Below are 13,682 nucleotides of genomic sequence, written 5' to 3' on the forward strand. Positions count from 1 at the left end.
CGACTTATGTCCGACAAAAGGCCGCACGCGCCGCCGATCGATCAGCCGCCCACCCGGACGCGGTACAATTCGACGGCGGCTCCGCTGGTCCCGGCAACCGGCGCAAGCCATTCCGGCACGCTGCCGCGCATCAGCCCGGCAAGAAAGCCTGCCGGCGCCTTGGCTGCGAGGAGCTTGCTTTCGGCGCTGCCGGGGCACAGCGCGACGAGGCCGACGTTATGATCCGCGACGACCGTCCTGGCATCGGCATCGGACCCAAGGAAGGCATCGAGCGCCAGCAGGTTGCCGGCGACATTGCGATGATAAGGCCCGGCGAAGACGCGATGTCCGGAATAGGCCAGGATAGGCGATCCGAGATTGGAAATTGCCAGCACGGTGGTGCCGGGCAGGCGGCCGAGTGCCGCAAAGGAGGCCTTGCGCTGGCAAGCGACGTCGGTGCCGTCGCCATTATCCGCCGTGGTGTTGCTGTGGTCGAAGGCTACCGAGGTCGCCGCGGCAGCCCCAGTCCAGACCGCATTCACCGAAACCAGCCAGACGGCAGCCATGCGCAGCGCCACACCGCGCGACGCGCTGGCCTCGGCCCGTTGACGCCATTTGGCAATCCAGGCGGCAAGCGGAATGACGGCGAAGGCGATCGAGAATGTCGAACCGCGTACCTGCCAGGCGCTGACGATGAAGGCCACGACAAGCAGCGCGCCGACAAGGCTGTCCTGCCGCCGCCAGCCACCGCGGCCAAGGCGAAGCGCCATCAGCACGAGCGCAATGAGCGGCGTGGCATAGCGCGCCACCACCCCGGCCGGATCTTCAGCGAGCAGCTTGAACAGCGACTGCGCCTCGTCGATGTGATCAAGCCATAGCTCCTTGAGGCGCGGATCGAGATTGGCATAGGGCGCTGCCAGGCATTGTGGGAACAACAAGACGACGACAGCGCCCAATAGCATGGCGAGCAGGCCAAGTGAGGCGATGCGCCGTTGGCGCGTGCGGCCGGCCGGCTCGATCGACGCTGTCGCCGCAAGGCCGGTTCCGGCAATCGCTGCGACGACGAACTGCACGGTTGAGAATGCGTCGCATTGCGCCTGACCCCAGGCGGATGGCGCAATGGTCGCGACAAAGACGAGAGCGGAAACGCCGGCAAAGCCGAGGCCGAAATCCTTGGCGATCAGCCTCTCGCCATTGGCGTCGAGGGCAAACAGCATGGCGACATAGGCGCCGATGGTGGCAACGTAGGGCGCGGTTTCCATACCGATGGCCAGCATCAGCCCGGCGCATAGGCCGGAGAGCAATGCCGCCGCCTTGCGCAATGGCGCTTCAAGCAACAGGCTCAGGCTGGCCATGCTCAGCATCAGCTGGATATTGTGGTGATCGAGCGCGCCAGGCGAAAAAATGCCGAGGAAATGCAGTGCGGCAGCGCCGACGATGACAGCCGGCAGCACAGCGCCGCACCCGGCAAAGCTGCGCGCGGCGCGAGCCGTGAAAAATACGGTCAGGCAGAAGAGCAGCGCCGGCCACAGCACTTGCGCGACATTCTCGGCAAGCGCCGCGCTGCCGGTCAGGGCCGATACGGCGATGATGATGGCGGCGATCGGCGCATCGACCAGGCGCGACCAGTGCATGACGAAGCCGCCTTGCAGGCCCATCCTGTACTGGTGGAGATCGAACCAGCTTTGGCCGGCGAGCATGTCGCGAACTTCGACGAGGCGCAGCAGATTGTCGTTGTCGCCGCCGGCATTGGTCAGTGCCGGGAAGCCGGCAAAGGCATTGACGGCAAGCGCCAGCACCGTGGCAAGCAGCGCCAGCGCGATATCGGACCTCCAAATGGAGGCGCCATCGTCGGCTGTGCTCATATCGGGACCTTTGGAAGGAATACGGGGCGGTTTAAACCTAGCCTTAACAGCTTCAATAAATAGTAAAGCCGCCCGAGCGAGGCCGGCGTTTGAGCGGTCAGGGGCCTCACAGGGCATCCGGAGACGAAAATGCCACAAGAAGTGCGCCATGAGCCGAGCATCGCCGTGCTCCTGCCTTGCTACAATGAGGAGCTGACGATCGGCGAAGTGGTGCGGCGCTTTCGCGAAACGCTGCCTGCCGCCGCGATCTATGTCTACGACAACAATTCGCGCGACCTGACGGCGCTCCGAGCCCGCGCCGCCGGCGCCATCGTGGTGCGCGAGCCGCGCCAGGGCAAAGGCAATGTCGTGCGCCGCATGTTCGCCGACATCGAGGCCGACATCTACCTGATGGCCGACGGCGACGGCACCTATGCGCCGGAGGACGCGCCGCAACTGATCAACACGCTGCTGACCGAGCGCTCCGACATGGTAGTGGGCACCAGGCGCGGCGTCGCCAACGACGCCGGCAGGACAGGCCACGCCTTCGGCAACCGCATCTTCAACAGCCTCTACAAACGTTTGTTCGGCTCGGACTTTACCGATATCTTCTCGGGTTACCGCGCCTTCACCAGGCGCTTCGTCAAGAGTTTTCCCGCCGTTTCCGGCGGTTTCGAGATCGAGACCGAAATGTCGGTGCACGCCTCGCAGCTCAAATTGCCGGTCAGCGAGATCGGACTCGACTATGGCCGCCGGCCGGAAGGCTCCTCGTCGAAGCTGTCGACCTTTCGCGACGGCGCGAAGATCCTGTGGATGTTCGCCATGCTGATGAAGGAGACGCAGCCGCTGCGTTTCTTCGGCGCTTTTTCGGTGTTCTTCCTGGCATCAAGCCTGTTTCTGATGGCGCCGGTGCTGATCGAGTTCGCCGAAACCGGGCTTGTGCCGCGCATGCCGACGTGGGTGCTGTCGGTCGGGCTGCTGCTGCTGTCGATGCTGGCGGCGGTGACCGGGGTAATCCTCGATTCGGTGTCGCGCGGCCGGGCCGAGCAGAAGCGCATCTTCTATCTGTCGATGCCTTCCGGCCGCGTCGAACGCGAACGCGCAAGTGCGCTCGCAACTTTGAAGGCCGGACCGCGCAAGACCCCGCGGGCGGCTTAGATCTCTAAATGGGACGCCTCGCCCGCTTCATTGTCGCCGGCGGCATCGGCTTGGTCGCCGACGCGGCGGCGCTTTGGCTGGTGTTGGCGATAGCGCCGCTTGGCCCCTTCGCGGCTCGCATCATCTCGATCGGTTTTGCCCTGTCCGTCACCTGGCTGATCAACCGCCATCTGACCTTCTCGCCTTCCAGCCGCGGCGTCGCGCAAGAGGGCGCACGCTATGGCGGCGTCGGCATTGCCACCAGCCTCGTCAATTATCTCGTCTATTGCGCCATGCTGTTCGCGCTGCCGATGGTGCCACCGCTCGTCGCCCTTGCGGTCGCCTCACTGGTTGCCATGGCGCTGTCCTTCCTCGGCTATTCCAAGCTGGTCTTCGACCGCTGAACGCACATCGCATTGGGGTCTGCGCCACGCGAAGCGCAGCCTCATCATGACCTTGGCCGATTGGCAGAGGCCGCCGATTTCCCTATATCGCTGTCGTCGATGCATCGGCCCGAAAAATCGGAATCGATTTTCGGAAAGCACGATGCATGGATTCAAGAATGTTGGAGCGTATGTGCGTCCAGGTGGACGTACGTCGCTCCAAGTGCGCCGGAGAGCACCCATGCCCCTGAAAGTCGCCGTCCAGATGGACCACATCTCCACCGTGTCGATTGCCGGCGATACGTCGTTTGCGCTGTCGCTGGAAGCGCAGCGGCGCGGGCACCAGTTGTTCCACTACACGCCCGACCGGCTGTCGCTGCGCGACGGCAAGGTGTTTGCCCGTATCGAGGCGATGCAGGTCCGCGACGAGAAGGGCAACCATTATTCGCTGGGCGAAGAAGTCCGCACCGATCTTTCGGAGATGGACGTCATCCTTTTGCGGCAGGATCCACCCTTCGACATGAACTACATCACCACCACGCATATCCTCGAGCGCATCCATCCGAAGACGCTGGTGGTCAACGACCCGGCCTGGGTGCGCAACAGCCCGGAAAAAATCTTCGTCACCGAATTTCCCGACCTGATGCCGGATACGCTGATCACCAAGGATCCGTTCGAGGTCGCCGCCTTCCGCAAGGAGTTCGGCGATATCATCGTCAAGCCGCTCTACGGCAATGGCGGCGCCGGCATTTTCCACCTGCATGAGGCCGACCGCAACCTCGCCTCGCTGCTCGAAATGTTCGGCCAGATGTTCCGCGAACCCTACATCGTGCAGCGCTACCTCAAGGAGGTGCGGGCTGGCGACAAGCGCATCATCCTGATCGACGGCGAGCCTGTCGGCGCCATCAACCGCGTGCCGGCCGAGCACGATTCGCGCTCCAACATGCATGTCGGCGGCCGCGCCGAAAAGACCGAGCTGACGGAACGCGAACGCGAGATCTGCGCCCGCATCGGCCCCTCGCTGAAGGAGCGCGGCTTCATCCTTGTCGGCATCGACGTCATCGGCGACTACATGACCGAGATCAACGTGACCTCACCGACCGGCATACGCGAAGTGCAGCGCTTCGGCGGCGCCGACATCGCCAGCCTGTTCTGGAATGCGGTGGAGGAGAAGCGCAGCTAGCCTCGCTTCGCGAGCGGCCGCGTTGCAAACCATCGCAGCCGTTGCGTTCAGCCGTTCCCCAAATGTTCTTGCCTTCGCCGGAAATCTGTGGTTGTCTCCGGTGACGCCGTTCGCGGCATGATCGCAAAGGCTTGGGGCAAAAGCCGCATCCGGGGTGAAGACATGGTGGCGCGGGTTCGCACGGTTGCTTTCCAAGGCATCGAGGCCGTGCCGGTCGACGTGCAGGTGATGATCGCGCCGGGCAAGGTCAACATGCACATCGTCGGGCTGGCCGACAAGGCTGTAGCCGAAAGCCGCGAGCGGGTGCAGGCAGCACTTCATGCATCCGGCCTGTCGATGCCGTCGAAGAAGGTCACCGTCAATCTGGCACCCGCCGACCTGCCGAAGGAAGGCAGCCACTACGATTTGCCGATCGCGCTCGGGCTGATGGCGGCGCTCGGCGCCATTCCGGGCGACATGCTGGCCGGCTATGTCGTGCTTGGTGAATTATCGCTCGACGGCACCATTGCCGCGGTGGCCGGCGCGCTGCCGGCGGCGATCGGCGCCAATGCCGAAGGCAAGGGCCTGATCTGCCCGTTCGCCTGCGGGCCGGAAGCGGCCTGGGCCGGCAAGGATTTCGACATATTGGCGCCGCGCAGCCTGATTGCCATCGCCAATCATTTTCGCGGCACGCAGGTTCTGTCACGGCCGGAAGCCGGCATCCATGCCGCGGCGCGCGACCTGCCCGACCTTGCCGACATCAAGGGCCAGGAGACCGCCAAGCGGGCGCTGGAGGTGGCGGCCGCCGGCGGCCACAATCTTTTGATGGTCGGGCCGCCGGGGTCGGGAAAGTCGATGCTGGCGCAGCGGCTGCCGTCGATCCTGCCGCCGCTGGCGCCCAGGGAATTGCTCGAAGTCTCGATGATCGCCTCGGTGGCCGGCGAGCTCGGGGAAGGAAAGCTCACCGACCGGCGGCCGTTCCGCGCGCCACATCATTCGGCTTCGATGGCGGCGATGGTCGGTGGCGGGTTGCGCGTGCGGCCGGGCGAGGCCTCGCTCGCCCATCACGGCGTGCTGTTCCTCGACGAGTTTCCCGAATTCTCGCCGCAGGCGCTCGATGCGCTGCGCCAGCCGCTGGAGACCGGCGACTGCATGATCGCGCGCGCCAATCATCGCGTCACCTATCCGGCGCGCATCCAGCTGGTCGCGGCGATGAACCCGTGCCGCTGCGGCATGGCCGGCGAGCCGGGCTATCGCTGCCTGCGCGGCGACCGCTGCCGCACCGACTACCAGGCGCGCATTTCCGGCCCGCTGCTCGATCGCATCGATCTCAGGATCGAGGTGCCGGCGGTCTCGGCGCATCCATCTGGCCGAGGCGATTTCCTACCGCATGAGTTCGGAGCGGATGGCACAAGCGGCGTGAGGGACGCTCCCCTCCCCCTTGAGGGGAGGGTGGCCGCGAAGCGGCCGGGTGGGGTCAGTGGTGGGACCCTCGGCCTTGCTGTATTTCGAAACCGATCCGCGTGCGGAGCGTTGCCGTGCTCTTCCCGAGGCGCATCGTCAGAATGGGCGTCAGCGCACTGCACCCAGGACCCCTCCCGGCCCTTCGGGCCACCCTCCCCTTGAGGGGAGGGGGACGCTGGCGACTATCGCTCCTGCCCTTTCGCCTTCAATTCCAACCTCCGCGCGTGCAGCACTGGCTCGGTGTAGCCGTTGGGCTGGACGCGGCCTTTGAAGACGAGATCGCAGGCGGCGAGGAAGGCGATGGACTTGTCGAATTCCGGTGCCATCGGCCGGTAGAGCGGATCGCCTTCATTCTGGCGGTCGACGATAGCCGCCATGCGCTTCATCGTCTCCATGACCTGCTCGGGCGTGCAGACGCGGTGATGCAGCCAGTTGGCGATGTGCTGAGAGGAGATGCGCAGCGTGGCGCGGTCCTCCATCAGGCCGACGTCGTTTATATCTGGTACTTTCGAACAGCCGACGCCCTGGTCGATCCAGCGCACGACATAGCCCAGAATCCCCTGCGCGTTGTTGTCGAGCTCCTTCTGGATGTCTTCCTGAGACCAGTTCGGCAGCCTTGCCACCGGTACCGACAGGATGTCGTCGAGCCTGGCCTTGGGCCGGCTCTTCAGAGCCTGCTGCACGGCGTGGACGTCGACCTTGTGGTAGTGCGTGGCATGCAGGGTTGCTGCCGTCGGCGACGGCACCCAGGCGGTGTTGGCGCCGGCCTTGGGGTGCGCGATTTTCTCGGCCAGCATTGCCGCCATCAGGTCGGGCATCGCCCACATGCCCTTGCCGATCTGGGCGCGGCCGGCCAGCCCGCATTCGAGGCCGGTATCGACGTTCCAGGCTTCGTAGGCGGCAATCCAGGCGGCCTGTTTCATGTCGCCCTTGCGGATCATCGGGCCGGCTTCCATCGAGGTGTGGATCTCGTCGCCGGTGCGGTCGAGAAAGCCGGTGTTGATGAAGACGACGCGATCTTTCGCGGCGCGGATCGCCTCCTTGAGGTTGACGGTGGTGCGCCGCTCTTCGTCCATGATGCCCATCTTGATGGTGTTTTTCGCCATGCCGAGCAGCGCTTCGACGCGGTCGAAAATCTCGACCGCGAAGGCAACTTCGTCGGGCCCGTGCATCTTGGGCTTTACGATATACATTGAGCCGGCGCGAGAATTGGCGCGCCGCCCCTTCGGGCCGATGTCGTGCAGCGCGATCAGCACCGTCAGCGCCGCATCCATGATGCCTTCCGGCACCTCGTTGCCTTCGCGGTCTAATATCGCCGGATTGGTCATGAGGTGGCCGACATTCCTGACCAGCATCAGCGAGCGGCCGGACAAGGTCAGCGTGCCGCCATCCGGCGCGGTATAGGTGCGGTCGGGGTTGAGCCTGCGGACAAAGCTCTTGCCGGCCTTGGTGATCTCTTCCGCCAAGTCGCCCTTCATCAGGCCGAGCCAGTTGCGGTAGACCAGCACCTTGTCCTGCGCATCCACCGCGGCGACCGAATCCTCGCAGTCCTGGATGGTGGTCAGCGCAGATTCCAGCACGACATCGGCAATGCCGGCCGGATCGGTGCGGCCGATCTGGTTGTTGTGGTCGACAACGATTTCGATGTGCAGGCCGCTCTTGACCAGCAGGACGGCTTCGGGATTGGCGGCATCGCCGCGATAGCCGGCAAACTGCTTGAGGTCGGCAAGCGTGGTGGCGCCGGCACCCTCGCCGAGCCGCAACATGCCGTTGGCGACCGAAAGCCCGTTGACGCCGGCCCATTTGCCTGTGGTGAGCGGCGCCGCCTCGTCGAAGAAGCTTTTCACCCAGGCGACGACCTTGGCACCGCGCGCCGGATTGAATTTGTTGCCTCGCTCGGCGCCGTCCGTCTCCGGAATGGCATCGGTGCCGTAGAGCGCATCGTACAGCGAACCCCAGCGCGCATTGGCGGCGTTCAGCGCATAACGCGCGTTCATCACCGGCACCACCAGCTGCGGCCCGGCGACCGAAGCGATTTCAGGGTCGACATTTTCGGTGGTCACGCTGAACGCCGGCCCCTCGGGCAGGAGATAGCCGATCTCGCGGAGGAACGTCTTGTAGGCCTCCATGTCGACGGGCGCGCCATTGTCGCGGTACCAGCGGTCGAGCTTGTCCTGCATGGCGTCGCGCTTTTCGAGCAGCGCCCGATTTTTTGGCGAGAGATCATGGACGATGGCCGAAAAACCGTTCCAGAATGCCTCCGCCTCGATGCCGGTGCCCGGCAGCGCCTCGTTCACGACGAAATCATGAAGCTCGCGGGCAATCCGCAATCCGGCGATCTCGACGCGATCGGTCATCAGGGCTTCTCCAGACGAAGGCTAGGCCGGGCCTTTGACATGTCAGGGTGGCAGGGTCAATTCGGCTTAGGTGAAGGTAGGGCGTTTTCGCTGCCGATCTCCCCCCTCGAGGGGGAGATGGGCGCGAAGCGGCCAGAGGGGGTCGGTTCGACCGGGCTCGGCCTCCTGCGGCACAAGGAAGTCGCGCTTCATGCGAGGCGACCCCCTCTGTCGCCTTCGGCGACATCTCCCCCTCGAGGGGGGAGATTACGCGCTCACACCGCAATCCTTGGCCGTCCCGACGCGATCGCCACGACATGCGCCTCGATGAACATGCGCTGGCCCTCGACGGTCGAGACGCGGAACTCGCTTGCGATTTCGATCTCGGCGCTGTCGGTGCCGGCGTCCTTCGCGCGTCCAGCGGCAATCGCCCGCACATCTTTCTCCGCCGCCGCGATTGCCGCCGCCTCGTCGTTGAAGTCCCGCACGCTTTCGCCTGAGGCGACACGGAACAGCCCTTCCTTGGGCTGGCTGACCCGCGCCTCGGCCGAGACCCGGACCTGGCCGACGACGGCGCCGAGCGCATTCGCGACATCGGTATCCTCCGGCACCACGCATCGATTGCCGACCAGCTCAGCCAGCCCGGCATAGTGCAGCGGCGCCGAGGCGCCGAGGCCGATCACCGGACGGTCGAGCGCGACGCTGAGGCGGGCGATGCCTGGATGGGCGTCGACGGCACGCTGGACCAGCGCATGGGCGACGGTCGCCGCGCCATCCAGCCCATCCTCGGCGAAGGCGGTCTCGAGGATGACTTCGGCCGACAGGCGGGTCAGCGCGGTCAGCACCCGTTCCGAGATCGCCTCCGGCGAGGCGGCGATGAACTGGCCGCGGCCGTCGCGCCTGCGCGCTAACAGCTCGGCGCCGAGACGCGCCGCGGCCGCATCCCAATTGGCCTGCCTGCCCAGCACATGCGCGGCATCCGACGGCGTGAAGCCGGCGACATGCACCAGCCCGCGCGACACCAGCCGGTTCAAGGTGGCGTTCTGGGCATTCGAGGTCAGCAATCTGTCGAGAGCCTGCGGCACGGCACCGATCAGTTCGTAAAGCTTGGCTTCGGCACCGGTCAGTCCGGCCGCCAGCCGCTCCGGCACGCCGGTTCGAACCGCCAGACGTCCGTCCATGCGACCAGGATTGGGAGCCCGCAGCTGGCGTTCCAGCTCTGATGCAACCGCCTCGCCATGTATCATGCCGGCCAGCGCCAGCGGCACCAGGCGGCGCGGCCCGAGCAGGATTTTCGGGTTGAGCACGCCGTCCTCCAGCGCCACTTCGGAATCGCCGCCCAGGCCAAAGGTGCGCATGGCGACCGCTTCGACCATGGTGCGGAAGCCGCCGACGGTGGCGCCTTCCGGATCGAGCCGCGGCCGACCCTTGTCGAGCACGGCGACGTCGGTGGTGGTGCCGCCGATGTCGGAGACCACGGCATCGTCGAGGCCGGTCATGTGGCGGGCGCCGACGAGGCTGGCGGCCGGGCCGGACAGGATCGTCTCGATCGGCCGCTGGCGGGCAAAGGCGGCCGAGACCAAAGCGCCGTCGCCGCGCACCACCATCAGCGGGGCGGCGATGTTGCGCGCGGCCAAAAAGCCTTCGGTTGCCGCGACCAGCCGGTCGATCATCGAGATCAGTCTGGCGTTGAGCAAGGTCGTCAGCGCCCGGCGCGGCCCGCCGAGCTTGGCCGACAGTTCGTGGCTGGCGGTGACCGGCAGGCCGGTTACGTCGCGGATCAGGTTCCGCGCGCTTAGCTCGTGCGCCGGATTGCGGGTGGCGAAATAGGCGCAGACTGCAAAGCCGGACACCGACTTTTCCCATTCCGGCAAAGCTGCCTCCAGCCCGGACAGATCGAGCTTTGCCGCATTGCCGTGGACATCGTGGCCGCCGGGGCAGAACACCACGGGATCGGTGCCAAGTGCGGCCTTCAGCCCGTCGCGGGCAAGGTCGCCCTCGGCAAAGCCGATCATCACCAGCGCGACCCGGCCGCCCTGGCCCTCGACCAGCGCGTTGGTGGCAAGCGTCGTCGACATCGACACCAGTTTTATCGCAGTCGGGTCGGTGCCGGCTTTTTGCAGCACCGCATCGACCGCGCCCGATATGCCGACGGCGAGATCGTGGCGCGTCGTCAGCGCCTTGGCCTTGGCCAGAACTTTGCCGCTTGGGCCACCGGCCTCCGACCACAGCACCGCGTCGGTGTAGGTGCCGCCGGTGTCGATGCCGAGGAACAGGGGTGAGGGTTTGGGCCTGGCGGTCATATTTGCGTCCGGAGAATTCGTCTCCGCCCCTTAGCGGATACCGGCCGATCGATAAAGCCGTGATGGCTGGGCCACGGGCGATGATCGTGGTGACGGCCAATCTCCCCCCTCGTGGGGGAGATGTCCGGCAGGACAGAGGGGGCGCTGTCCCGCCGACCTTGCCACGATCTAAGGCACCTCGGCGAGCCCCGCCGCAATCACGATATGCTGGCAGACATTGTCGATGTCGCGGATGATGTCATCGTTCCAGAAACGCAGGACGGTCCAGCCGTCCTGTTCCAGGCGCACTGTCCTTGCTTCGTCTCTGGCAACAGCATCGGCTTCGGTATGCTAGGAGCCGTCGACTTCCACGATCAGCTTCTGCTCCGGGCAGGCGAAATCGACAATGTAACCGGCGACCGGAAGTTGTCGCCGAAAGCCAAGCCCCATCAGCCGGTGCGCGCGAAGCTCGTTCCAGAGCTTCAATTCAGCAGAGGTCATGACCTTACGCATCGATCGGGCATTTGCGCGGTGTTTTGGAGGCAATGGCGTATGAGGCATTGTACTGCTGAAATTGGCGCTCTATGGCGCCCCCCTCTGTCCTGCCGGACATCTCCCCCACTTGGGGGGAGATTGGCAGCTTGGCCGGACAGCCCTCCTACCCCACAAACCCCACGCGCTTGTGCGATCCATCGCAGAACGGCTTGTTGGCGGAATGGCCGCAACGGCAGAGGAAGGCGCGCTGGGTGCGGTCGACCGTGTGGCCGGTGCCGGTGACGATTTCGACATTGCCTTCGAGCTTGAGCGGGCCGTTGGTCGTCGGTGTGACGGTCAGCGGGCCATTGCGCGCCTCCAGCGCCGGCGTATCCTTCAGCGGCGGCTCGCCCGTGGCGGTGAAGCCTGCCTTGGCGTGGCTGCCGTCGCAGAACGGCTTGTTTTCCGAGGCGCCGCAGCGGCACAGCGTGGCGCGGAAGAACGTCTCGCCGCCAAGCACGATCTCGGCGTGCACCGCCAGCGGGCCGTTCTCCCTGATGCGCACGGTGTTGACCACCGGCGGCTGCTCCTGCGGCCCGCCATCCTTGCGGATATAGGTGATGGCGCCGGACGGGCAGGCTTCGGCGAGCGCCACGATCTTCTCGACGCTGGCCGCCTCGGGGTGGATCCACTGGCCGGGCGCATTGGGCACGAAGACATGGGGATCGCCCAGCACGCAATTGCGCGAATGGATGCAGCGGCGCCCGGAAAAGCCGATATCGATTTTTTCGCCTTCGACCGTGCCTGCCATGGGTGCATCTCCTTGCTGAAGGCGTCACGCTATGGCGGCGGCCGGGACGGCGTCAAGCTGCCTGAGAGGCTGGGCGCCTGATCTCCCCCCTTGAGGGGGAGATGTCGCCGAAGGCGACAGAAGGGGGGCGTTGCGCGTGGAGCGCCGGCATCATCTGTCCGCGATGGGACGTCGCATCAGGACGTACCGACCCCCTCTGGCCTGCCGGCCATCTCCCCCTCAAGGGGGGAGATTTGCCACGTCACGGCACCAGATCGATTTCCTCGGTCTCGCCGCCGCTGCAGGTGTAGCAGCAATCGTCGCACTTTTCCGTGTTGCCGGGGCCGACACCCCAATAGGTGCTGTCGTCGCCATCGACCCAGGCGCCATAGCAGATCGATTCGCCGTCATTGCAGGACAGCGGGATCGACTTGGTCTCGCCGTCGTTGAGATAATAATCCTGATTGTTGCCCGGCCAGACATGGTCGCGGTCCTGGCTGTAGAGTTCGACGCGCATGGCGTTCGGATGGCTGTTCTTGATCTCGAAGGTGACATCGCCGGCATGCGCGACGGGCGCAAACAAGGCGGCAAGGCAAAGCGCCGCGGCAGCGCGGCGCACGGAAGCGTAAAACATTGGATATTCCCCCCGGAATGAAACGGCCTGCCCGGCCGCGAGGGGGAACATGGCATGGCGGCGGGATGGGTGGAAGGGGGTTGCGCCGCCTACTTCGCCAGATGTGGAGAGAATGGATTTTCAGGTCCTTATGAGCAAAAGCGTCAAACTCCACCGGATAAGATCGTGAGAATTGTGGCTATGGCTATCTAATCAAACACAATTCTGCTTTGCTTCAACAATGGCGGCGATCAACCTTCCAATACAAATCACTTACGACACAAGAGGCTCAACACCTTTGGTGGACGTAATAGCGGCGCTGCAAGCAGCAGACATAGCAATCCAGGATGCCGTTTCCTTACTTCCCAGCCTAATCGATGGTGTTCACATCGAGCGGAGTCAGATAAATGTTCGCTCTTTGTCCCAAGAAAGCCCCCTTCGGGAGCTATTCGTGGTGTCGCTGATCGTTGCCTTTCAGGACGATTTGAAAACCGAGATTCCGCCAATGCTTGAGGACCTTTTCAAGGTCAACATACCGGACTCGTACGACTCGTTGGTCACGGTCGTTACGATGATAGTCCTGTTTTACGGCGCGTCGTTTTTGAAGGATGCAGCGGTAAAGGCGGTGGAGGATGGCGCGCTCAGGCGGAAACTAGACAACATTGTCGATCAGCTAGCCAAAAACACCGGTAAGTCGAAAGAGGACATAAAGAAGATTCTTGATGCGAAGTATGGGAAACCCGCCACGGTAAAGCGCTTGGCGAAGGCGGTGCAGGGCTTCTTCATTCCAAGCCAGCGTGAAGGCGGTGTGCCAATCCTATTTGATAGAGAACGTGTCGAGTCAGAAGTCGTCAAGCAAATCCCATATGCCGAAGAGTTCAGCGCCAAAGAGGATTTTGAACGGTACGACAGTTACGACGACGTCACGCTTGAAATACACGCTCAGGACAAGGACAAGATCAATACCGGCTGGGCGGCTGTCCCGAAAGGCGTCACAGAATCGCGCCTCAGAATGAAGCTGGTCGACCCGGTGACGGCTCATGATATCTGGACCAAAGATACCGTTCGGGGGGATATCACCATTGTTTCTAAGCTCACAAGCGACGGCTATACACCGGCGGAAATCCATCTGACCGCCGTACGCAATTCGGACTAACCAAGCTCAAGAGTCCACTTTATCATCTTCGAACATTGCAGAGGAACGCAGCGGTAAATCCG

The 13,682-nt window shown here is 64.3% G+C and carries 9 protein-coding genes and 2 pseudogenes; 5 read left to right on the forward strand and 6 right to left on the reverse strand.

Going from position 1 to position 13,682, the window contains the following annotated elements:
- Nucleotides 1–41: 41 nt before the first annotated feature.
- Nucleotides 42–1,844 (reverse strand): GtrA family protein, encoded by a 1,803-nt coding sequence (locus NKJ13_RS11275; protein ID WP_352736921.1) that lies wholly within the window; start codon nucleotides 1,842–1,844, stop codon nucleotides 42–44.
- Between the two features lie 129 nt (nucleotides 1,845–1,973).
- Here NKJ13_RS11275 and NKJ13_RS11280 point away from each other — a divergent pair, with 129 nt between their 5' ends.
- The 4 genes and pseudogenes from NKJ13_RS11280 to NKJ13_RS11295 all read left to right on the forward strand — a co-directional run.
- On the forward strand, nucleotides 1,974–2,981 hold the full coding sequence (locus tag NKJ13_RS11280) for a glycosyltransferase (RefSeq protein ID WP_031212751.1): 1,008 nt from the start codon (nucleotides 1,974–1,976) through the stop codon (nucleotides 2,979–2,981).
- An 8-nt stretch (nucleotides 2,982–2,989) separates the two neighbouring features.
- Nucleotides 2,990–3,364, forward strand: coding sequence for a GtrA family protein (locus tag NKJ13_RS11285; RefSeq protein ID WP_352507086.1), 375 nt, complete (start codon nucleotides 2,990–2,992; stop codon nucleotides 3,362–3,364).
- Between the two features lie 220 nt (nucleotides 3,365–3,584).
- Nucleotides 3,585–4,526, forward strand: a complete 942-nt coding sequence (gene gshB / locus NKJ13_RS11290; RefSeq protein ID WP_352507087.1) for a glutathione synthase — start codon at nucleotides 3,585–3,587, stop codon at nucleotides 4,524–4,526.
- 162 nt (nucleotides 4,527–4,688) lie between these two features.
- Nucleotides 4,689–5,864: pseudogene (locus NKJ13_RS11295) on the forward strand (YifB family Mg chelatase-like AAA ATPase); the annotation flags it as partial.
- A 287-nt stretch (nucleotides 5,865–6,151) separates the two neighbouring features.
- Here the strand turns inward: NKJ13_RS11295 and NKJ13_RS11300 are convergent.
- The 5 genes and pseudogenes from NKJ13_RS11300 to NKJ13_RS11320 form a co-directional block, all read right to left on the reverse strand.
- Entirely contained in the window at nucleotides 6,152–8,326 is a 2,175-nt protein-coding gene (locus NKJ13_RS11300; protein ID WP_352691908.1) for a malate synthase G, read from the reverse strand.
- Nucleotides 8,327–8,580: 254 nt separating this feature from the next.
- Complete coding sequence (locus NKJ13_RS11305; RefSeq protein WP_352777744.1) at nucleotides 8,581–10,608, reverse strand: hydantoinase/oxoprolinase N-terminal domain-containing protein; 2,028 nt, start codon at nucleotides 10,606–10,608, stop codon at nucleotides 8,581–8,583.
- A gap of 168 nt (nucleotides 10,609–10,776) precedes the next feature.
- A pseudogene (locus tag NKJ13_RS11310) lies at nucleotides 10,777–11,148 on the reverse strand (endonuclease domain-containing protein).
- 97 nt (nucleotides 11,149–11,245) lie between these two features.
- Nucleotides 11,246–11,872 (reverse strand): CDGSH iron-sulfur domain-containing protein, encoded by a 627-nt coding sequence (locus tag NKJ13_RS11315; protein WP_352737831.1) that lies wholly within the window; start codon nucleotides 11,870–11,872, stop codon nucleotides 11,246–11,248.
- 241 nt (nucleotides 11,873–12,113) lie between these two features.
- On the reverse strand, nucleotides 12,114–12,485 hold the full coding sequence (locus NKJ13_RS11320; protein WP_352648388.1) for a hypothetical protein: 372 nt from the start codon (nucleotides 12,483–12,485) through the stop codon (nucleotides 12,114–12,116).
- A 220-nt stretch (nucleotides 12,486–12,705) separates the two neighbouring features.
- On the opposite strand from NKJ13_RS11320, the gene NKJ13_RS11325 reads away from it, so the two are divergent.
- On the forward strand, nucleotides 12,706–13,620 hold the full coding sequence (locus tag NKJ13_RS11325) for a hypothetical protein (protein WP_352737832.1): 915 nt from the start codon (nucleotides 12,706–12,708) through the stop codon (nucleotides 13,618–13,620).
- The last annotated feature ends 62 nt before the right edge of the window (nucleotides 13,621–13,682 follow it).

This window comes from Mesorhizobium sp. M0174, assembly GCF_040322275.1.
GTDB lineage: Bacteria > Pseudomonadota > Alphaproteobacteria > Rhizobiales > Rhizobiaceae > Mesorhizobium.